Source organism: Cumulibacter manganitolerans (assembly GCF_009602465.1).
GTDB lineage: Bacteria > Actinomycetota > Actinomycetes > Mycobacteriales > Antricoccaceae > Cumulibacter > Cumulibacter manganitolerans.
The window spans coordinates 14,156-35,485 of record NZ_WBKP01000017.1 but is presented as its reverse complement, the minus strand read 5'-3'; the positions used below and the strand labels follow the sequence as shown (position 1 = coordinate 35,485).

The following is a 21,330-nucleotide window of genomic DNA, read 5'->3' as shown; positions in this document are numbered from 1 at the left end:
CACGATAACCCGCCCATAGCGTGTCGTACTGCCCCGCAGAACCGGGCCGCCACTGAATAAAATTGCACGGTCATGCATAATCATTCGTATGACTGTGAAAGTTGCCGTCGCGGGAGCGAGCGGGTACGCCGGGGGAGAGATCCTGCGGCTGCTGCTGGGCCATCCGGACGTCGAGATAGGCACCCTGACCGCCGCGTCCTCCGCCGGGTCGCTGCTGGGCGAGCACCAGCCGCACCTGCCGTCGCTGGCCGGCCGGACCCTCGAGCCGACCGAGGCCGACCGGCTCGCCGCGCACGACGTGGTGTTCCTGGCGCTGCCGCACGGCGCCTCGGCGCAGATCGCCGCGCAGCTGCCCGAGGACGTGCTGATCGTCGACTGCGGCGCCGACTACCGGCTCGCCGACGAGGCGGCCTGGACCCGCTGGTACGGCGGCGAGCACGCGGGCACCTGGCCGTACGGCCTGCCGGAGCTGCCCGGTCAGCGTGCGGCGCTGCGCGGTGCCCGCCGCATCGCGGTGCCCGGGTGCTACCCGACCGTCTCGACGCTCACCCTGCTGCCGGCCGTCGCGGCCGGCCTCGTCGAGCCCGACGTCGTGATCGTCGCCGCGTCCGGCACGTCCGGCGCCGGCCGGTCGCTCAAGCCCAACCTGCTCGGCAGCGAGGTGATGGGCAGCGTGTCGGCGTACGGCGTCGGCGGCGCCCACCGGCACACACCGGAGATCTCCCAGAACCTGGCGGCGGTCACCGACGCCGCCGTGTCGGTGTCCTTCACCCCGCTGCTGGTCCCCATGCCGCGCGGCATCCTCGCGACCTGCAGCGCGCCGCTCACCGCGGGCGCGGACGCCGAGCAGGTCCGCGCCGCGTACGCCGCGGCGTACGCCGACGAGCCGTTCGTGCAGCTGCTGCCCGAGGGCCAGTGGCCCGCCACCGGCGCGGTCGTCGGCTCGAACAACGTCGCCATCCAGGTGACGGTCGACCCGGACGCCGGGCGGCTGGTCGCCGTGGGGGCGATCGACAACCTCGCGAAGGGCACCGCCGGCGGCGCCATCCAGTCGATGAACCTCGCGCTCGGACTCGCCGAGACCGCCGGGTTGCCCGTGACGGGGGTGGCGCCGTGAGCGTCACTCTCCCCCAGGGATTCCGGGCCAGTGGCGTCACGGCCGGTCTCAAGCCGAGCGGCAAGCCCGATGTGGCGGTGATCGAGAACCTCGGCCCGTCGTTCGCGGCCGCGTGCGTCTTCACCGCCAACCGCTGCAAGGCCAACCCGGTGCTGTGGAGCGAGCAGGTGGTCGCCGACGGAGAGGTGCGGGCGATCGTGGTCAACTCCGGCGGCGCCAACTGCTACACCGGCAGCCGCGGCTTCCAGACCACCCACGCCAGCGCCGAGCGGACGGCCGACCTGCTGGGCATCTCGGCCGGCGACGTGCTCGTCTGCTCCACCGGGCTGATCGGCGAGCTGCTCGACGAGCCGAAGCTGTTCGGCGGCATCGAGGCGGCGGTCGGCGCCCTCGACGCCGACGGCGGTGACGCGGCCGCGCAGGCGATCATGACGACCGACACCGTCCCGAAGATCGCCACGCACCAGGGCGCCGGCTGGTCGATCGGCGGCATCGCCAAGGGGGCCGGAATGCTCGCGCCGTCGCTGGCGACGATGCTCGTGTTCCTCACCACCGACGCGGCGCTCACCTCGGACGAGCTCGACGCCGCGCTGCGGGTCGCCTGCGCACGGAGCTTCGACCGGATCGACTCCGACGGCTGCATGTCCACCAACGACACGGTCGCGCTGCTGGCCAGTGGCGCCAGCAGCGTGCACCCGGATCTCGACGAGTTCGCCGCCGCGCTGTCCGAGCTGTGCCTCGACCTGGCGCTGCAGCTCATCCGCGATGCCGAGGGCGCCTCGCACGACATCGCGATCACCACGGTCAACGCCGCCTCCGAGAGCGATGCGCTGGAGGTCGGCAGGGCCGTGGCGCGCAGCAACCTGCTGAAGTGCGCGATCTTCGGCAACGACCCCAACTGGGGGCGCATCCTGGCCGCCGCCGGCACCACCCAGGCGGCGTTCGACCCGCAGCGGATCGACGTGTCGATCAACGGCGTGATGATCTGCCGCGACGGCGAGCCCGGCGAGGACCGCGAGCTGGTCGACATGGCTGCATCCCGCGACGTGACGATCGTGATCGACCTCAAGGCCGGGCCCGAGGCGGCCACGCTGTGGACGAACGACCTCACGACCGACTACGTCCACGAGAACTCGGCGTACTCGACATGAGCGACATCGCAAGCGCAGCGGACAAGGCGGCCGTGCTGATCGAGGCCCTGCCGTGGCTGACGGAGTTTCGCGACAAGGTCGTCGTGGTCAAGTACGGCGGGAACGCGATGACCAACGACGCGCTCAAGCGCGCCTTCGCCGAGGACATGGTGTTCCTGCGCGCCGTCGGCATCCGGCCGGTCGTGGTGCACGGCGGCGGCCCGCAGATCAGCGCGATGCTCGACAGGTTCGGGATCGAGTCCGAGTTCCGCGGCGGCCTGCGGGTGACCACGGCGGAGTCCATGGACGTCGTGCGGATGGTGCTGGTGGGCCAGGTCCAGCGCGAGCTCGTCGGGCTGCTCAACGAGCACGGCCCGCACGCGGTCGGCATGTCCGGTGAGGACGCGCACCTGTTCACCGCCGTCCGCCGCAGCGCGACGGTCGACGGCGAGCAGGTCGACGTCGGGCAGGTCGGCGATGTCGCCAAGATCAACCCGTCGGCGATCCTCGACCTGATCGACGCGGGCCGCATCCCCGTCGTGTCGACGGTCGCGCCCGACGCGGACGGCGTCATCCACAACCTGAACGCCGACACTGCCGCCGGAGCCCTCGCCGAGGCGCTCGGCGCCCGGAAGCTGGTCGTGCTCACCGACGTCGAGGGCCTGTACATGGCCTGGCCCGACAAGGGCTCGCTGCGCAGCGAGATCGGGGTCAGCGAGCTCGAGGCGCTGCTGCCGAGCCTCGAGGCGGGCATGATCCCGAAGATGGAGGCGTGCCTGCGAGCCGTCAAGGGCGGCGTCCCGCGCGCCTCGATCATCGACGGCAGGCAGCCGCACTCGGTGCTTCTGGAGATCTTCACCAACGAGGGCAACGGCACGATGGTTCGCCCGGATGCCGACCACGACAGCGAACTGACGACCGGCAAGGAGAGCAGCTGATGACCAGCAGCGACTACACGGCGCGGTGGACCGCCAGCCTGATGAACAACTACGGCACGCCGCCGGTGACGCTCGTCCGCGGCGACGGGCCGTTCGTCTACGACGTCGACGGCAAGCGCTACCTCGATCTGCTCGCCGGCATCGCGGTCAACATCCTCGGTCACGCGCACCCCCGGATCGTCGAGGCGGTGTCGACGCAGATCGCGACGCTCGGGCACGTCAGCAACCTCTACGCGCATCCGCGCACCATCGAGCTCGCGGAGCGGCTGCTCACCCTCGCGGGGCGGGCAGGGAAGGTGCTGTTCTGCAACTCCGGGGCAGAGGCCAACGAGGCCGCGTTCAAGCTCTCGCGGCTGACCGGCCGCACGAAGGTGGTGGCCGCCGAGGGCGCCTTCCACGGCCGCACCATGGGTGCGCTGTCGCTCACCGGGCAGCCCGCCAAGGCCGACCCGTTCCGGCCGCTGCCCGGCGACGTCGTGCACGTCCCGTACGGCGACATCGACGCGATGCGTGCCGCCGTGGACGACCAGACGGCGATGGTCCTGCTCGAGCCGATCATGGGCGAGGGCGGCGTCATCGTGCCGCCGGAGGGCTACCTGCCGGCCGTGCAGGACCTGGCGCGCGAGCACGGGGCGCTGTTCGCGCTCGACGAGGTGCAGACCGGCATCTGCCGCACCGGTGACTGGTTCGCGTTCCAGCACGAGGGCCTGCAGCCCGACGTCATCACCCTCGCCAAGGGCCTCGGCGGCGGCCTGCCGATCGGCGCGTGCCTCGCATTCGGCGACGCCGGCGACCTGCTCACCCCCGGCATGCACGGGACGACGTTCGGCGGCAACCCGGTGGCGGCCGCCGCGGGGCTCGCGGTGCTCGACGTCGCCACCGAGAGCGACCTGAACGGCGCCGCGAAGAGCCGCGGCGCGCACGTCGCCGACGCGCTGGCGGACGTCGTGGGCGACGTCCGGGGGCGCGGCCTGCTCCGCGCCTTCGACGTCCCCGCCGACAGCTCCAAGGATCTCGCCGACCGGCTGCGCGGCAAGGGATTCCTGGTCAACAACGTCTCGCCGTCCAGCATCCGCCTCGCGCCGCCGCTGATCATCACCGACGACCAGCTCGACACCTTCGTGGACGCGCTGGCAGCAGAGCTCGAGGAGACCTCATGAGCACGCGGCACTTCCTGCGCGACGACGACCTGTCGCCCGCCGAGCAGGCGGAGGTCCTGGCCCTGGCCGCGACGCTGAAGGCCGACCGGTACGCCGACAAGTCGCTGGCCGGCCCGCGGTCGGTGGCGGTGCTGTTCGACAAGGCGTCGACGCGGACCCGGCTGTCCTTCGCGGCCGGGATATCCGAGCTCGGCGGCAACCCCCTCATCATCGACGCCGGAACCAGCCAGCTCGGTCGCGGCGAGTCGATCGCCGACACCACGCGGGTCCTCGATCGCATCTGCGCCGCCATCGTGTGGCGCACCGGGGGACAGGAGCGGATCGAGGAGATGGCGGCACACTCGGCCGTCCCCGTGATCAACGCGCTGACCGACGAGTTCCATCCTTGCCAGATCCTCGCGGACCTGCAGACGGTCACCGAGCGGCTGGGCAGCCTCTCGGGGCGGACGCTCACCTACCTCGGCGACACCGGCAACAACATGGCGCACTCGTACCTGCTCGGCGGGGTGACCGCCGGCATGCACGTGCGCGTCGCGGGCCCGGCGTCGTACCGCCCGTTGGAGAGCGTCGTCGCGGACGCCGAGGCGATCGCCGCGCGGACCGGGGGCTCGGTGACCGTCACCGACGATCCTGTCGCCGCGGTCACCGGGGCGGACGTCGTCGCCACCGACACGTGGATCTCGATGGGGCAGGAGGCCGAGCAGGGTGAGCGCGGCCAGGCGTTCCAGCGCTACCAGGTGAACGACGAGCTGCTCGAGCACGCCGCCGGGCACGCGATCGTGCTGCACTGCCTCCCGGCCTACCGCGGGAAGGAGATCAGCGCCGAGGTGCTCGACGGGCCGCGCGCGGTGGTGTGGGACGAGGCGGAGAACCGGCTGCACGCCCAGAAGGCGCTGCTCGTGTGGCTACTGCGCCGATGAGCACGCCGGCGACGAAGCCGGCGCGCCAGGCCCGCATCGCCGAGCTGATCGAGACCCACGTCGTCGAGTCGCAGGCCCAGCTGCTCGACCTGCTCGCCGGCGACGGGACCGTCATCACCCAGGCCACGCTGAGCCGTGATCTGGAGGAGATCGGCGCGCACAAGGCCCGCGTCGAGGGCGCTCATCCGAGGTACGTCGTGACCCGCGACGGGATGCCGCTGCCGGTCGGCAGCGACCGGCCGTCGGCGCGGCTCGGCAGGCTCGTCGGCGAGCTGCTGACCGGCATCGACGTCGCCGAGAACCTGATGGTCCTGCGCACCCCGCCCGGGGCGGCGTCGTTCCTCGCCTCGGGCCTCGACCGCGCCGGCCTCGCCGACGTGGTCGGCACCATAGCCGGGGACGACACCATACTGGTGATCGTGCGCAGCGCAGCCCGCGCGCGCGAGCTCGCGCAGCAGATCGGCTCGTTGAGCGGGTCGTAGCCCGCGTCCACAGACATGACAGGAGATTCCATGGAGCAGAACGAGCAGGCCACCCGCCTGTGGGGCGGTCGCTTCTCGTCCGGCCCCTCACCAGAGATGACGGCGCTTTCGCTGTCGGTCCACTTCGACTGGAGGCTGGCGAAGTACGACCTGCAAGGGTCGCGCGCACACGCCCGTGTGCTGGCGAATGCGGGGCTGCTCGACGACGACGAGCTGGACAAGATGCTGGCCGCCCTCGACGAGCTCGAGAAGGACGTCGAGAGCGGCTCCTTCCAGGGCACCGAGGCCGACGAGGACGTGCACACCGCGCTCGAGCGTGGGCTGATCGAACGGCTCGGCACGCTCGGTGGCAAGCTGCGCGCCGGACGCAGCCGCAACGACCAGGTGGCCACCGACCTTCGGCTCTACCTGCGCGACAACGTGCGCACGATCGTCGCCGCGCTGATCGAGCTGCAGAAGTCGCTGCTGGCCAAGGCCGAGGAGTACCGCGACGTCGTCGCGCCCGGCATGACGCACCTGCAGCACGCGCAGCCGATCCTGTTCTCCCATCAGCTGCTCGCGCACGTGCACGCGTTCGCGCGCGACGTCGATCGCTTGCGTGACTGGGATCGACGCGCGGCCGTCAGCCCGCTGGGCGCCGGCGCGCTGGCGGGGTCGTCGTTGGCGCTCGACCCGGTGGCCGTCGCGCAGGATCTGGGCTTCGACCGGCCGGCCGACAACTCGATCGACGCCGTCTCCGACCGGGACTACGTCGCGGAGTTCCTGTTCGCCGCGGCGCTGATCGGCGTCCATCTCTCGCGGATCGGCGAGGAGGTGGTGCTGTGGACCACGACGGAGTTCGGCTGGGTGACGCTGCACGACTCGTGGGCGACCGGGTCCTCGATCATGCCGCAGAAGAAGAACCCCGACATCGGCGAGCTGGCCCGCGGCAAGTCCGGGCGGTTCATCGGCAACCTGATGTCGCTCCTGACGACGCTGAAGGCGTTGCCGTTGGCGTACGACCGGGATCTGCAGGAGGACAAGGAATGCACCTTCGACTCCGTCGAGCAGCTGCAGATGCTGCTGCCGGCCGTCAGCGGCATGATCGCGACGATGAAGGTCAACGCCGACAACGTCTCGCGCGGTGCCGGCGCGGGACACGCGCTGGCGACGGACATCGCCGAATGGCTGGTGCGCCAGGGCGTGCCGTTCCGCGAGGCGCACGAGGTCAGCGGTGCCGCCGTGCGTGAGTGCGACGAGCGCGGGTGCGAGCTGTACGACCTGAGCGCCGCCGACCTCGCCGCGGTCGACGCGCGACTCACCCCCGACGTCCTCGACGTGCTCACCGTCGACGGCGCGCTGGCCTCCCGCTCGACCCACGGCGGCACCGCGCCGTCGGCCGTGCTGACGCAGATCGAGAACATCAAGTCCGCGCTGGCCGAGCAGAGCGCGTGGCTGGCGCCGTCCGGCTGATGCGGGCCCTGGACAGGGAGCTGTTCGCCCGGCCGCCGCAGGTGGTCGCCCCCGAGCTGATCGGCAGGCTGCTCGTCGTCGGGGACGGGCCGGAGCGGGTGGCCGTGCGGCTGACCGAGGTCGAGGCGTACAGCGATGAGGATCCCGCCTCGCACACGTACCGCGGCCGCACGCCCCGCAACGAGGTGATGTTCGGGGAGCCGGGGCACCTCTACGTGTACTTCTCGTACGGCATGCATCACTGCGCCAACGTGGTGAGCCACCTGGAGGGCCGCAGCGGGGGAGTCCTGCTGCGCGCGGGCAACGTCGTGGACGGCGTCGCCCTGGCCCGCTCGCGCCGGGGGCGGCCGAGCAGCGACCACCTGCTGGCCCGCGGCCCGGGGTGCCTCACGCAGGCTCTGGGGCTGAGCCTCGTCGACGGCGGATCCGACCTCTGCAAGCCATCCGCTCGGATCCGGCTGTACGACGACGGGTACCGGTTCGAGGTGAGCTCGGGTCCCCGGGTCGGCGTGCGGCTCGCGGCGGACACGCCGTGGCGGTACTGGGCCGCGGGCGAGCGATCGGTGTCCGCGTACAAGCGCAGCCCGAGGGCCTTGCTGAGCGAGGGGTGAGCGTGAGCAGGCCCTAGACTTGGCGACTGCACAAGCACCGCTGCGACTACGCGAGGAAGACCGTGACCCACCTGCTGGACGACCTGGCCTGGCGAGACCTCATCGCCGACACCACCGACATCGACGCGTTGCGCGCCGCGATGGACGAGGGCCCGATCACCGTCTACGTGGGCTTCGACCCGACGGCGCCCAGCCTGCACCACGGGAATCTGCTGCAGCTGATCACGCTGAAGCGGTTCCAGCTGGCCGGGCACCGTCCGCTCGGCCTGGTCGGTGGCTCGACCGGCCTGATCGGCGACCCCGGTGGCCGGACGTCGGAGCGCCAGCTGAACCCGAAGGAGGTCGTCGCCGAGTGGGTGGAGCGCCTGCAGCGCCAGGTCGCGCGCTTCCTCGACTTCGACGGCGACAACGCGGCGGTCATGGTGAACAACCTCGACTGGACCGGCCCGATGTCGGCGATCGACTTCCTGCGGGACATCGGCAAGCACTTCCGGGTGAACAAGATGATCGCGAAGGAGGCGGTCAGTGCCCGGTTGAGCTCAGACGCCGGTATCAGCTACACCGAGTTCAGCTACCAGATCCTGCAAGGGCTGGACTACCTCGAGCTGTACCGCCGCTACGGCTGCACCCTGCAGACCGGCGGCTCGGACCAGTGGGGGAACCTCACCGCCGGCGTCGACCTGATCCGGCGGGTCGAGGGCACCCCCGTGCACGCGATCGCGACCAAGCTCATCACCAAGGCCGACGGCACGAAGTTCGGCAAGACCGCCGGTGGTGCGGTCTGGCTGGACCCGGAGATGTTCTCGCCGTACGCCTTCCACCAGTTCTGGCTCGGCGCCGACGACCGGGACATCGCAGGCTGGCTGAAGGCGTTCAGCCTGCGTCCCCGCGAGGAGATCGAGGCGCTGATCGCGGAGGGAGCCGAGAAGCCGCAGCTGCGCATCCCGCAGCGGGCCCTGGCCGACGAGCTGACGGAGCTGGTGCACGGGGCCGAGGAGCGGGCCGCGGCCGATCTCGCCGGACGGGCCCTGTTCGGGCGCGGCGACCTCGGCGAGCTGGAGGGCCGCGTCCTGGAGGCCTCGCTGCAGGAAGCCGGCATCACCGAGGTGGTGGCCGACGACGGCGCGCTGCCGTCCGTCGCGCAGCTGATGCGCGACACCGGCCTGGCCTCGGGCCTCGGGGACGCGCGGCGCGCGATCAAGGAGGGCGGCGCGTACGTCAACAACGCTCGGGTCACCGATCCCGAGGCGGTGCTGCGCCGCGAGGACCTCCTCGCCGGCGGTCTCGTCGTCGTCCGGCGCGGCAAGCGGCAGGTCAAGGGCGCACGCGTCGGCTAAGGACGTGCCGTGTCCAGGACCTCCGCGAGGCGCGGCGCCAGCTGGGTGCTGAGCCCCCGCGAGATGTGCTTGCCCTCCCGGTACACGAAGCGACCGTCGCGCACGGTGGCGCAGGTGCCCTCGGCGCAGATGTCCCCGCGCAGGTCGGCGAGCACCGCGCCGGCCTGCTGCGTGGCGGTCCGCTCGGCCGCGATCGCGAGCTGCTGGCCGAAGTCGGCCTCCGGCAACGGGAGCTCCGCGGCGCACGGGGTGTTGGAGCTGGCCATCGCCAGCATCGAGCATTCCGCGGTCGACCAGTACGACCCGTCCGCACCCCGGAAGTGCGGGATCACCTCGAGCACCACCACCGTGTGACCGGCGCTACGCAGCGCCTGGATCGAGGACGTCAGCGCCTGGGTCCACAGCGCCGCCTTCTGCTGCGGTGTGGTCGCCTGCACACCGCTCACGGGGTCGGTCATCGTGGCGTGCGGGTCGGTGATCTGGTCGGCGGCCGCCGCCATCACCACGGTGCTCGGCGCCTGGTGCTGCAGCCACTCGGTGGTGCCCTGCACGTAGTCCCGGCAGTCCGCGCTGTTCCCGGCGCTGTGCAGCACCGCATCGACGAACGGGCAGTTGCTGCGGACGCCGACCACCAGCCGCTGGTTGGTGCGCGCGGTCGCCTCGACCAGCCCATCGGCGTACATGCCGGCGTTGGAGTCGCCGACGAGGTAGACCGTCGAGCCGGCGTCCGCGTGCCAGGTGCATGCCGCGACGTCGCGGTCCGGCAGCGGGGCGCCTTCGTGGCAGCCCTTGTCGTAGCCGATCGGGTAGGACTCCGTCTGGGCGGCGGCCTCGGTCAGCCGGGCGCTGCCCCAGTGGGCGTACGCCGCCTGGCGGTATCCGGCGTACATCAGCAGCGGGACGCCCATCGCGACCGCGACCACGGGCGCGAGCCGGCGCCGGGCGGGGCCGGTGCGCGGCGGGCGCGACCGCCACGGGAGGCCGAACGTGCCGTGCCGGATCGGCGCCTCGACGAACCGATAGCTCAGCCAGGCGGGCAGCAGGCTCAGCGCCGCGGCGAGACAGGCCGCGACCAGGGAGCCGGGCCACAGCAGCCGGGCGAAGACGATGCACGGCCAGTGCCACAGGTACCAGCCGTAGGACTGGTCGCCGAGCCACCGCATCGGCGCCGAGGCCAGCAGGCGCGACGGCGTGGAGCGGACGTGGCCGCCGGCCAGCAGCAAGGCCGAGGACAGCACGGGGACGAGTGCGATGAACCCCGGAAACGGCGTCGACTCGTCGATGATCGCGAGCGAGGCGAGCACGCCGGCGAGTCCGACCCACGCCGCCCAGGGCGCGATCCGCGTGCCGAGCCGGTGCCCGCGCTGCTCGAGGATGGCCAGCACCGCGCCGGCGCCGAACTCCCACGCCCGGGCGGGGGACATGTAGAACGCGAACTCGGTGGGCCGGTCGACCCAGTGCAGGGCGCCGACCGAGGCAGCTGCACCGAACGCGAGGGACGCTGCGCAGACCAGCAGCACCGCGCCCGCGAGCGCGTGCCGATAGCGCCTGGACAGCCGCCACCCGATCAGCACCAGGAGGGGAAAGACGAGGTAGAACTGCTCCTCGACCGACAGCGACCAGGTGTGCAGCAGGGGCAGCTGGTCGGCGGACCGGTCGAAGTAGCCGCCGACCCGGTGGTAGATCGCGACGTTGGCCATCCAGAGAACGGCTCCGAGGCCGACGGTCGCGGTGTCCTGCTGGAAGCCCAGGGGCGACTGCAGCACGATCGAGCCGCCCGCTGTCGCGACCAGCACCAGGGCCAGCGCCGGCATGAGCCGGCGGATGCGCCGTGCGTAGAACCGCCGCAGGTCGAGGCGTCCGCGCGACTCGAGCTCCCGCAGCAGCATCGCGGTGATGACGAAGCCGGAGATGACGAAGAAGACGTCGACGCCGACGAACCCGCCAGGCAGCGGCAGCCCGGCGTGGAAGACGACCACCGCGGCCACCGCGACGGCGCGGAGCCCCTGGATGTCGAGCCGGCGGCTGCCCGCGGCGCTGTGCGTGCTCGTCAATGCGTACTTCCTCGCTATATCGGCGATCCTAGATCGTCAGGTGCACGGCCTCAGTCGTGGACGAACCTGGATCGCATGTATATCAGTGAAACGGCACGGATCGCCGTCGCGCGGGCCGGGATCCACGCTACCGTGGGGAGAGCCGTGCCGCAGGTCACACGCTTGTAGTTTGACACCAGCGTGCCGGCCCCATAAAGTTCTTCTTGCTTCGAGAACAACGCGAAACACCGAGCGGAAACGCACCGGCGAGGAAGCCCCGAGGGTAACCGAACCGAGAACGGCAGTGAGTGGTTTCGCGACTTGAAGGCACCAAGCTGATTCATCGGCTTGCCGCACTGGCCAGATCTGGCGCCGCGGCCGGCGATGAGGAACCAAGCGGCCTCGAGGATGTTTGAAGAGCCACCCCCCTTGAAAGAGGCCGAACCGGGTTGCTATCCTGGTAGACGCACTCGAACGAGAGAGTGAGCAATACAGGTTGCCTCCGAGAGTGACTGGAAGTCACTTGGGGATGTGCGTCCGAACCTTGAGAACTCAACAGCGTACTTGAAAGTCAGTGCCAAATTATTATCCTCCGGCACTGGGACGCAGCTGGCCGTCGGTCAGTGTGCTTCAGTGTGGAGATTCCTTTGGTGATTATGTGATGTCAGCATCGCATACTTGCCAGTATCAAAGCATCGGTTGGCCGAGTGATCGGTTGGTCGGTGTTCTTCGTATGTCACTAACTGTCGGTTTGTGCCGGCGCTAGTTATAAGCATTCACGGAGAGTTTGATCCTGGCTCAGGACGAACGCTGGCGGCGTGCTTAACACATGCAAGTCGAGCGAAGCTCCTTCCTTCGGGAGGGATGACTTAGCGGCGAACGGGTGAGTAACACGTGGGCAACCTGCCCTTAGCTCTGGGATAAGCGATGGAAACGTCGTCTAATACCGGATATGACACGGGACGGCATCATCTCCGTGTGGAAAGAATTTCGGCTAAGGATGGGCCCGCGGCCTATCAGCTTGTTGGTGGGGTAATGGCCTACCAAGGCTTCGACGGGTAACCGGCCTGAGAGGGCGACCGGTCACACTGGGACTGAGACACGGCCCAGACTCCTACGGGAGGCAGCAGTGGGGAATATTGCACAATGGGCGAAAGCCTGATGCAGCGACGCCGCGTGAGGGATGACGGCCTTCGGGTTGTAAACCTCTTTCAGCAGGGACGAAGCGAAAGTGACGGTACCTGCAGAAGAAGCGCCGGCCAACTACGTGCCAGCAGCCGCGGTAATACGTAGGGCGCAAGCGTTGTCCGGAATTATTGGGCGTAAAGAGCTCGTAGGCGGTTTATCACGTCGGCTGTGAAATCCCGAGGCTTAACCTCGGGCCTGCAGTCGATACGGGTTGACTAGAGTGAAGCAGGGGAGACTGGAATTCCTGGTGTAGCGGTGAAATGCGCAGATATCAGGAGGAACACCGGTGGCGAAGGCGGGTCTCTGGGCTTTAACTGACGCTGAGGAGCGAAAGCGTGGGTAGCGAACAGGATTAGATACCCTGGTAGTCCACGCCGTAAACGGTGGGCGCTAGGTGTGGGGACCATTCCACGGTTTCCGTGCCGCAGCTAACGCATTAAGCGCCCCGCCTGGGGAGTACGGCCGCAAGGCTAAAACTCAAAGGAATTGACGGGGGCCCGCACAAGCGGCGGAGTATGTTGCTTAATTCGATGCAACGCGAAGAACCTTACCAAGGCTTGACATATACCGAAAACTCATAGAGATATGGGGTCCTTTTGGGCGGTATACAGGTGGTGCATGGTTGTCGTCAGCTCGTGTCGTGAGATGTTGGGTTAAGTCCCGCAACGAGCGCAACCCTCGTTCTATGTTGCCAGCGCGTAATGGCGGGGACTCATAGGAGACTGCCGGGGTCAACTCGGAGGAAGGTGGGGATGACGTCAAATCATCATGCCCCTTATGTCTTGGGCTGCAAACATACTACAATGGCCGGTACAAAGGGCTGCGATACCGCGAGGTGGAGCGAATCCCAAAAAGCCGGTCTCAGTTCGGATTGGGGTCTGCAACTCGACCCCATGAAGTCGGAGTCGCTAGTAATCGCAGATCAGCAACGCTGCGGTGAATACGTTCCCGGGCCTTGTACACACCGCCCGTCAAGTCACGAAAGTCGGTAACACCCGAAGCCGGTGGCCCAACCCTTGTGGAGGGAGCCGTCGAAGGTGGGACTGGCGATTGGGACTAAGTCGTAACAAGGTAGCCGTACCGGAAGGTGCGGCTGGATCACCTCCTTTCTAAGGAGCATCTGGCTGATCGGTCGCAAGGCCGCGCAGTCCAGGCCCACTCGGAGATGTTCATGCTCCGGTGGAGCTCGTGGGTGGAACACTGACTAGTTCGAGTCGAAGCAATCAAGCATTCAGTACAACCGGTTCGCCGGAGTGGAACAGGCTTGGGGGCGACGGCTCGTAGAGTACGCTGTTGGGTCCTGAGGGCTCGGACGGAAGTCACCCTCGGACTGGAACGAAGCGTTGAGCGCTTCGCTCGGGTCAGGACCGTTTCTGCGCTGAACTACGCCGGCTGGCGAAAGCAGCGAGCACAGAAGACGGGACCGCCCGTACCTTGAGAACTACACAGTGGACGCGAGCATCTTTGTGGCCAAGTTGATAAGGGCACACGGTGGATGCCTTGGCATCAGGAGCCGATGAAGGACGTAGGAGGCTGCGATAAGCCTCGGGGAGCTGCCAACCAAGCTGTGATCCGAGGATTTCCGAATGGGGAAACCCAGCAGGAGTCATGTCCTGTTACCCACGCCTGAACACATAGGGCGTGCGGAGGGAACGTGGGGAAGTGAAACATCTCAGTACCCACAGGAAGAGAAAGCAACCGCGATTCCGTTAGTAGTGGCGAGCGAAACCGGAAGAGGCTAAACCTATTGCGCGTGATAGCCGGCAGGCGTTGCGTAGTGGGGGTCGTGGGACTGCCTAGCTGTTTCTGCCGAGACAGCACAGAGTAAGAAAATCTCGTAGTTAGAAGAAAGCGTGTGGAGCGCGCTGGCATAGAGGGTGAGACCCCCGTATTCGAAAACTCGAGATCTCTGAGGCAGCATCCCAAGTAGCAGCGAGCCCGTGAAATTCGCTGTGAATCTGTCGGGACCACCCGATAAGCCTAAATACTCCCTGATGACCGATAGCGGACAAGTACCGTGAGGGAATGGTGAAAAGTACCCCGGGAGGGGAGTGAAATAGTACCTGAAACCGTGTGCCTACAAGCCGTTGGAGCCTTTAGGGGTGACAGCGTGCCTTTTGAAGAATGAGCCTGCGAGTTAGTCGTATGTGGCAAGGTTAACCCGTGAGGGGCAGCCGTAGGGAAACCGAGTTCGAATAGAGCGAATGAGTCGCATGCGCTAGACCCGAAGCCGAGTGATCTAGCCATGGTCAGGTTGAAGCGACGGTAAGACGTCGTGGAGGACCGAACCCACTTAGGTTGAAAACTGAGGGGATGAACTGTGGTTAGGGGTGAAAGGCCAATCAAACTCGGTAATAGCTGGTTCTCCCCGAAATGCATTTAGGTGCAGCGTCACGCGTTTCTTGCCGGAGGTAGAGCACTGGATGGCCTAGGGGGCCCAACAGCTTACCGAAGTCAACCAAACTCCGAATGCCGGTAAGTGAGAGCGTGGCAGTGAGACTGTGGGGGATAAGCTTCATAGTCGAGAGGGAAACAGCCCAGATCTTCAGCTAAGGTCCCTAAGCGTGTACTAAGTGGAAAAGGATGTGAAGTTGCACAGACAACCAGGAGGTTGGCTTAGAAGCAGCCACCCTTTAAAGAGTGCGTAATAGCTCACTGGTCAAGTGATTTTGCGCCGACAATGTAGCGGGGCTCAAGTACACCACCGAAGCTAAGGCATTCACGCAACATCCTGTCGTTTACGGCCAGGAGCGTGGATGGGTAGGGGAGCGTCGTGTGGCGAGAGAAGCGGCGGGGTAACCCAGCCGTGGACGCCACACGAGTGAGAATGCAGGCATGAGTAGCGAAAGCAGAGTGAGAAACTCTGCCGCCGGATGACCAAGGGTTCCTGGGCTAGGCTAATCCGCCCAGGGTAAGTCGGGACCTAAGGCGAGGCCGACAGGCGTAGTCGATGGACAACGGGTTGATATTCCCGTACCCGCGAAAGAACGCCCATGCTGAACAAGGCAATGCTAAGCGCCCGAGCTCACCGTGGTCCTTCGGGACCTAGTGTGGGGGAGCGCGCGACCCGAACCTTTAGTAGGCAAGCGATGGGGTGACACAGGAAGGTAGTCCTACCGGTTAGTGGTAGTACCGGAGTAAGGCGAAGCGCTGGTGTAGGCAAATCCGCACCGTCAAGCGTGAGAACCGATGCATAGCCGAATGAGGCGAATTGGATGATCCTATGCTGTCGAGAAAAGCCTCTAGCGAGTTCTTAGCGGCCCGTACCCCAAACCAACTCAGGTGGTCAGGTAGAGAATACTAAGGCGATCGAGATAACCATAGTTAAGGAACTCGGCAAAATGCCCCCGTAACTTCGGGAGAAGGGGGGCCGCGGCATGTGACGACACTTGCTGTTCGAGCATGTTGTGGCCGCAGAGACCAGCGAGAAGCGACTGTTTACTAAAAACACAGGTCCGTGCGAAGTCGTAAGACGATGTATACGGACTGACGCCTGCCCGGTGCTGGAAGGTTAAGAGGACGGGTTAGCACTTCGGTGCGAAGCTCAGAATTTAAGCCCCAGTAAACGGCGGTGGTAACTATAACCATCCTAAGGTAGCGAAATTCCTTGTCGGGTAAGTTCCGACCTGCACGAATGGCGTAACGACTTCTCGACTGTCTCAACTATGGACTCGGCGAAATTGCACTACGAGTAAAGATGCTCGTTACGCGCGGCAGGACGGAAAGACCCCGGGACCTTTACTATAGTTTGATATTGGTGTTCGGTTTGGATTGTGTAGGATAGGTGGGAGACTGTGAAGCAGGCACGCCAGTGTTTGTGGAGTCAACGTTGAAATACCACTCTGTTCAAATTGGATGTCTAACCTCGGTCCGTGATCCGGATCAGGGACAGTGTCAGATGGGTAGTTTAACTGGGGCGGTTGCCTCCCAAAATGTAACGGAGGCGCCCAAAGGTTCCCTCAGCCTGGTTGGCAATCAGGTGTTGAGTGCAAGTGCACAAGGGAGCTTGACTGTGAGACAGACATGTCGAACAGGAGCGAAAGCTGGGACTAGTGACCCGGCACCGGCTAGTGGAAGCGGTGTCGCTCAACGGATAAAAGGTACCCCGGGGATAACAGGCTGATCTTCCCCAAGAGTCCATATCGACGGGATGGTTTGGCACCTCGATGTCGGCTCGTCGCATCCTGGGGGTGGAGTCGCTCCCAAGGGTTGGGCTGTTCGCCCATTAAAGCGGTACGCGAGCTGGGTTTAGAACGTCGTGAGACAGTTCGGTCCCTATCCGCCGTGCGCGTAAGAGTCTTGAGAAGGGCTGTCCCTAGTACGAGAGGACCGGGACGGACGAACCTCTGGTGTGCCAGTTGTTCCGCCAGGAGCACGGCTGGTTGGCTACGTTCGGTACGGATAACCGCTGAAAGCATCTAAGCGGGAAGCCGGCTTCAAGATGAGGACTCTCACCGGGTTAACCGGGTAAGGACCCCAGTAGACCACTGGGTTGATAGGCCGGAAGTGGAAGTGTGGCAACACATGGAGCTGACCGGTACTAATAGTCCGAGGGCTTGACCTCAAAGAATGATCTTTAATGGCATTGCTAAATGCCCGCGTCCACTGTGTAGCTCCCGAGGTGCGGTCTTTCCTGACCGACATCTCAATAGAGTTTCGGCGACCATAGCGAGAGGGAAACGCCCGGCTCCATTCCGAACCCGGAAGCTAAGCCTCTCAGCGCCGATGGTACTGCACTAGCGATGGTGTGGGAGAGTAGGACGTCGCCGGACAATTTTTCCCGATAGGGGGCCACTTGCGTGGCCCCCTATCGTTGTTTCCGGGTGCACCAGCACCCAAATCGACGCGAGCGCGGTCCTCATCGGCGCAGACCACCGGGTTGCAGTGCGCCGCACGCCAGGGGACCAGGTCGGTCCGAGGCCGGCCGGTGCGATCGTAGGGCCGCCATCGAAGCCCGGACGGTCATCAAGGGAGCGGGTCGATTCGGTGATTCCCGTGACAACGTGAACCGGTGGCGAGCCTCGCCGGATCGATCCGCGAGGCTCGCGCACGCCGGCCACCCGCGTTGTGCTGCGTGTCGACGCCGCTCGAAGACGAGGTCGATGCGACATTCGAGAACGGGAGCGGTTCGCGGCGTTTTGCTCGAAGGGCAGGTAGCCGACCTCGTCGATGATGATGAGCCCGTAGCGGCGCAGCCTGGTGAGCTCGTGCGTGTCGCGCACCAGCTCGTCGTTCGGCTCGGCGGCCGGCCGGGGCAGCGGGAACTGCTCACGCAGCTCTTTGGCCGCATGCACTGGGCGGGGTCGGTGATGGTCTGTCGGCGTGCCCCGATCCGGTCATGAGCGGCAACCAGGCGTCCTTCGTGGCGAACCTCGACCCGGGACAGGTCAGCGCGGACGTCGACGAACCGGCCAATCACGGCCGCTCCATGGAGTAGTCGTTGCTGTCGACGCGGACGTAGTAGTCACGTCACGACCGGACTCGGTTGAGCCAACCGACCGACGGCGCGACCGGCGGCAACGCGAGCATCGCTGCCCGGTCATCCTCGAGCCGATCGACCGGCCAGGCCCTGGATCGTGCGCACGACTCGGGCGTTCGCCAGCTTCAGCCAGTCACCGAGCTGGGTGGTGAAGTCGGCCGGGCAGTCGAACTCGCGGCGGAGCATGGAGGAGGTCTCGAGGTAGCAGTTCCTGCGTTCGACCAACCTTTTGGACTCGGGATCGTGCGGCTTGAGCCGGTGCAGAGTCGTTGCCAGCGTGCCGTTTCCCGCGGCCGATGCCGGACTCGTTGTCCCAGATCAACCGCCGCGGAACCCGGCCGAGCTGGAGCAGCAGCTCCCGCATTCACAGCTGCAGGTCGATCGTGTGCCGGGTCGGGATCATCCGGGCGAGCATGAACCGAGAGTGCGCCGCGGTGATCACCAGTACCGGCAGCAGGCTCTTGCTGCTGCCGTCCTCGAGCGGGATCGTCGTCGGCGGGAACCACTGGTCGCACTGCGCCGCATCGCCAGGCAACCAGATCAACCGGTCTGCCGAATCGACCGGCTTGTGCGCTGGTCGCAGAAGGCGGACGTTGTCGCGGCACCAGGTTATAGACCCGGTCCACCCGGCGCGCTCGGCGATCACCGTCGCAGGCATATCCGGCGTCACCGCGAGCAGCTGGCGCACCGCCGGCGCGAACGGCGTGAACGCGGTCGCCACCGGCGGCCGCTGGTACTTCGGCGGTCGATCCGAAGCCAGCGCCCGCTCGAGACCTCGTTCGTGCCGGGCGGCGGTGCGCCTCGCCCGAGGATTCCACCGACCGGTTCACCGACTGGCTCCCGGCGGCGAACAGCCGCGTGCGGCGCACGATCAAGGCAGGACCGTCGGAGTTGCTCGAGGCTGCTCGGGCCGCGATGCTGCCGCTGCCGCCGGCCGGGCTGCACCTGCGCTCGCGTCATCACGTGCAGATGGGCCGCGACTCGCCGCCCGCTACGCCTCCGAGGCGCGGTTGCGGATCCGCGCCGCGGGACCGCCGGTGATCAAGACCATCGAGGACTTCGAGCCCGAGCACCAGGCCGCCGCCCGTACCCCGACCCGAGTGGGCCGAGGCGCGGAGGTGTTCTTCGAGCTGGTCTCCAGCCGCTCCGAACACGCCTCGGCTGATCCTCACCTCGGACCTGCTGTTCGGTTCCTGGGGAACAGAATCGTGATACCAGGTCGTGGCTGCCGCGACGATCGACCGCTTCGTCCATCACGCCGACGTCGCCCGCAAAGGCGCCGCAACCGCGGCCGGGGCGTGGAGACGCTGGTCAGCGTCAACGCCGAACAAGAAAACTCGGCTGCGGACCGTGTACAAGTCGACCGCCGGCACCGATCACCTCTCGAGCGTGGCCGACCCCCTTGAACGGGGTGAAACCGGGTTGCTATCCTGGTAGACTCACTCGAACGTGAGGGTGCGAAGCACCAAGAGAAACTTTACAGGCAAGTGGCGCAGGACACAGCGCAAGCGGTTGACGGCGCCAAAGACACCGACTAAAGTTTTACAGGTTGCCTCCGAGAGTGACTGGAAGTCACTTGGGGATGTGCGTCCGAACCTTGAGAACTCAACAGCGTACTTGAAAGTCAGTGCCAAATTATTATCCTCCGGCACTGGGACGCAGCTGGCCGTCGGTCAGTGTGCTTCAGTGTGGAGATTCCTTTGGTAATTATGTGATGTCAGCATCGCATACTTGCCAGTATCAAAGCATCGGTTGGCCGAGTGATCGGTTGGTCGGTGTTCTTCGTATGTCACTAACTGTCGGTTTGTGCCGGCGCTAGTTATAAGCATTCACGGAGAGTTTGATCCTGGCTCAGGACGAACGCTGGCGGCGTGCTTAACACATGCAAGTCGAGCGAAGCTCCTTCCTTCGGGAGGGATGACTTAGCGGCGAACGGGTGAGTAACACGTGGGCAACCTGCCCTTAGCTCTGGGATAAGCGATGGAAACGTCGTCTAATACCGGATATGACACGGGACGGCATCATCTCCGTGTGGAAAGAATTTCGGCTAAGGATGGGCCCGCGGCCTATCAGCTTGTTGGTGGGGTAATGGCCTACCAAGGCTTCGACGGGTAACCGGCCTGAGAGGGCGACCGGTCACACTGGGACTGAGACACGGCCCAGACTCCTACGGGAGGCAGCAGTGGGGAATATTGCACAATGGGCGAAAGCCTGATGCAGCGACGCCGCGTGAGGGATGACGGCCTTCGGGTTGTAAACCTCTTTCAGCAGGGACGAAGCGAAAGTGACGGTACCTGCAGAAGAAGCGCCGGCCAACTACGTGCCAGCAGCCGCGGTAATACGTAGGGCGCAAGCGTTGTCCGGAATTATTGGGCGTAAAGAGCTCGTAGGCGGTTTATCACGTCGGCTGTGAAATCCCGAGGCTTAACCTCGGGCCTGCAGTCGATACGGGTTGACTAGAGTGAAGCAGGGGAGACTGGAATTCCTGGTGTAGCGGTGAAATGCGCAGATATCAGGAGGAACACCGGTGGCGAAGGCGGGTCTCTGGGCTTTAACTGACGCTGAGGAGCGAAAGCGTGGGTAGCGAACAGGATTAGATACCCTGGTAGTCCACGCCGTAAACGGTGGGCGCTAGGTGTGGGGACCATTCCACGGTTTCCGTGCCGCAGCTAACGCATTAAGCGCCCCGCCTGGGGAGTACGGCCGCAAGGCTAAAACTCAAAGGAATTGACGGGGGCCCGCACAAGCGGCGGAGTATGTTGCTTAATTCGATGCAACGCGAAGAACCTTACCAAGGCTTGACATATACCGAAAACTCATAGAGATATGGGGTCCTTTTGGGCGGTATACAGGTGGTGCATGGTTGTCGTCAGCTCGTGTCGTGAGATGTTGGGTTAAGTCCCGCAACGAGCGCAACCCTCGTTCTATGTTGCCAGCGCGTAATGGCGGGGACTCATAGGAGACTGCCGGGGTCAACTCGGAGGAAGGTGGGGATGACGTCAAATCATCATGCCCCTTATGTCTTGGGCTGCAAACATACTACAATGGCCGGTACAAAGGGCTGCGATACCGCGAGGTGGAGCGAATCCCAAAAAGCCGGTCTCAGTTCGGATTGGGGTCTGCAACTCGACCCCATGAAGTCGGAGTCGCTAGTAATCGCAGATCAGCAACGCTGCGGTGAATACGTTCCCGGGCCTTGTACACACCGCCCGTCAAGTCACGAAAGTCGGTAACACCCGAAGCCGGTGGCCCAACCCTTGTGGAGGGAGCCGTCGAAGGTGGGACTGGCGATTGGGACTAAGTCGTAACAAGGTAGCCGTACCGGAAGGTGCGGCTGGATCACCTCCTTTCTAAGGAGCATCTGGCTGATCGGTCGCAAGGCCGCGCAGTCCAGGCCCACTCGGAGATGTTCATGCTCCGGTGGAGCTCGTGGGTGGAACACTGACTAGTTCGAGTCGAAGCAATCAAGCATTCAGTACAACC

General features: G+C 65.8%; 13 protein-coding genes and 4 rRNA genes. 13 read left to right on the top strand and 4 right to left on the bottom strand.

Annotated features, from left to right (window positions below; translation table 11 throughout):
* The first annotated feature begins 88 nt into the window (after positions 1-88).
* The 9 genes from argC (at position 89) to tyrS (ending at position 9,147) form a co-directional block, all read left to right on the top strand.
* On the top strand, positions 89-1,117 hold the full coding sequence (gene argC / locus F8A92_RS08445; protein WP_153504723.1) for an N-acetyl-gamma-glutamyl-phosphate reductase: 1,029 nt from the start codon (positions 89-91) through the stop codon (positions 1,115-1,117).
* The gene (gene argJ / locus F8A92_RS08440) at positions 1,114-2,268 is read left to right on the top strand and encodes a bifunctional glutamate N-acetyltransferase/amino-acid acetyltransferase ArgJ (protein WP_153504722.1); all 1,155 of its coding nucleotides are present in this window, start codon (positions 1,114-1,116) and stop codon (positions 2,266-2,268) included. The genes argC and argJ overlap by 4 nt, the downstream gene beginning before the upstream one ends.
* Entirely contained in the window at positions 2,265-3,185 is a 921-nt protein-coding gene (gene argB, locus F8A92_RS08435; protein WP_153504721.1) for an acetylglutamate kinase, read from the top strand. The genes argJ and argB overlap by 4 nt, the downstream gene beginning before the upstream one ends.
* Complete coding sequence (locus tag F8A92_RS08430) at positions 3,185-4,345, top strand: acetylornithine transaminase (protein WP_153504720.1); 1,161 nt, start codon at positions 3,185-3,187, stop codon at positions 4,343-4,345. The genes argB and F8A92_RS08430 overlap by 1 nt, the downstream gene beginning before the upstream one ends.
* Positions 4,342-5,265, top strand: coding sequence for an ornithine carbamoyltransferase (gene argF / locus F8A92_RS08425; RefSeq protein ID WP_153504719.1), 924 nt, complete (start codon positions 4,342-4,344; stop codon positions 5,263-5,265). Before F8A92_RS08430 ends, argF begins: the two co-directional genes overlap by 4 nt.
* Positions 5,262-5,747, top strand: a complete 486-nt coding sequence (gene argR / locus F8A92_RS08420) for an arginine repressor (protein WP_153504718.1) — start codon at positions 5,262-5,264, stop codon at positions 5,745-5,747. Before argF ends, argR begins: the two co-directional genes overlap by 4 nt.
* A gap of 30 nt (positions 5,748-5,777) precedes the next feature.
* On the top strand, positions 5,778-7,199 hold the full coding sequence (argH, locus tag F8A92_RS08415) for an argininosuccinate lyase (protein ID WP_153504717.1): 1,422 nt from the start codon (positions 5,778-5,780) through the stop codon (positions 7,197-7,199).
* Positions 7,178-7,810, top strand: coding sequence for a DNA-3-methyladenine glycosylase (locus F8A92_RS08410; RefSeq protein WP_228389301.1), 633 nt, complete (start codon positions 7,178-7,180; stop codon positions 7,808-7,810). Before argH ends, F8A92_RS08410 begins: the two co-directional genes overlap by 22 nt.
* A 62-nt stretch (positions 7,811-7,872) precedes the next feature.
* Entirely contained in the window at positions 7,873-9,147 is a 1,275-nt protein-coding gene (tyrS, locus tag F8A92_RS08405) for a tyrosine--tRNA ligase (RefSeq protein ID WP_153504716.1), read from the top strand.
* On the opposite strand, the gene F8A92_RS08400 is transcribed toward tyrS, so the two are convergent.
* Positions 9,144-11,201, bottom strand: a complete 2,058-nt coding sequence (locus F8A92_RS08400) for an acyltransferase family protein (RefSeq protein WP_153504715.1) — start codon at positions 11,199-11,201, stop codon at positions 9,144-9,146. The genes tyrS and F8A92_RS08400 overlap by 4 nt on opposite strands.
* 754 nt (positions 11,202-11,955) lie before the next feature.
* Between F8A92_RS08400 and F8A92_RS08395 the strand changes: the two genes are divergently transcribed.
* The 3 genes from F8A92_RS08395 to rrf all read left to right on the top strand — a co-directional run bounded on the left by F8A92_RS08395 (position 11,956) and on the right by rrf (position 17,140).
* Positions 11,956-13,477, top strand: a 16S ribosomal RNA gene (locus tag F8A92_RS08395).
* Positions 13,478-13,836: 359 nt separating this feature from the next.
* Positions 13,837-16,932, top strand: a 23S ribosomal RNA gene (locus F8A92_RS08390).
* A gap of 91 nt (positions 16,933-17,023) precedes the next feature.
* Positions 17,024-17,140 (top strand): 5S ribosomal RNA (gene rrf, locus F8A92_RS08385).
* The 16S, 23S and 5S rRNA genes sit together here, the layout of an rRNA operon.
* Positions 17,141-17,226: 86 nt before the next feature.
* Here rrf and F8A92_RS19325 read toward each other — a convergent pair.
* From F8A92_RS19325 to F8A92_RS18580, 3 genes are all read right to left on the bottom strand, one after another.
* Positions 17,227-17,787: a Mu transposase domain-containing protein gene (locus F8A92_RS19325; RefSeq protein ID WP_407643687.1), complete on the bottom strand. Its 561-nt coding sequence runs from the start codon at positions 17,785-17,787 to the stop codon at positions 17,227-17,229.
* 120 nt (positions 17,788-17,907) lie between these two features.
* A complete protein-coding gene (locus tag F8A92_RS19205; RefSeq protein ID WP_267130039.1) occupies positions 17,908-18,033 on the bottom strand; it encodes a hypothetical protein in 126 nt (41 codons plus the stop codon).
* Positions 18,034-18,211: 178 nt separating this feature from the next.
* Entirely contained in the window at positions 18,212-18,568 is a 357-nt protein-coding gene (locus tag F8A92_RS18580; RefSeq protein ID WP_194291416.1) for a hypothetical protein, read from the bottom strand.
* Positions 18,569-19,675: 1,107 nt separating this feature from the next.
* On the opposite strand from F8A92_RS18580, the gene F8A92_RS08375 reads away from it, so the two are divergent.
* Positions 19,676-21,197, top strand: a 16S ribosomal RNA gene (locus tag F8A92_RS08375).
* Positions 21,198-21,330 lie beyond the last annotated feature (133 nt).

What these genes read in the sequence shown, in the direction of transcription:
- argR (WP_153504718.1), top strand. Translation starts at nt 5,262, where the DNA reads ATGAGCACGCCGGCGACGAAGCCGGCGCGCCAGGCCCGCATCGCCGAG.
- argH (WP_153504717.1), top strand. Translation starts at nt 5,778, where the DNA reads ATGGAGCAGAACGAGCAGGCCACCCGCCTGTGGGGCGGTCGCTTCTCG.
- argC (WP_153504723.1), top strand. Translation starts at nt 89, where the DNA reads ATGACTGTGAAAGTTGCCGTCGCGGGAGCGAGCGGGTACGCCGGGGGA.
- F8A92_RS19205 (WP_267130039.1), bottom strand. Translation starts at nt 18,033, where the DNA reads ATGCTCCGCCGCGAGTTCGACTGCCCGGCCGACTTCACCACCCAGCTC.
- argF (WP_153504719.1), top strand. Translation starts at nt 4,342, where the DNA reads ATGAGCACGCGGCACTTCCTGCGCGACGACGACCTGTCGCCCGCCGAG.
- F8A92_RS08430 (WP_153504720.1), top strand. Translation starts at nt 3,185, where the DNA reads ATGACCAGCAGCGACTACACGGCGCGGTGGACCGCCAGCCTGATGAAC.
- argB (WP_153504721.1), top strand. Translation starts at nt 2,265, where the DNA reads ATGAGCGACATCGCAAGCGCAGCGGACAAGGCGGCCGTGCTGATCGAG.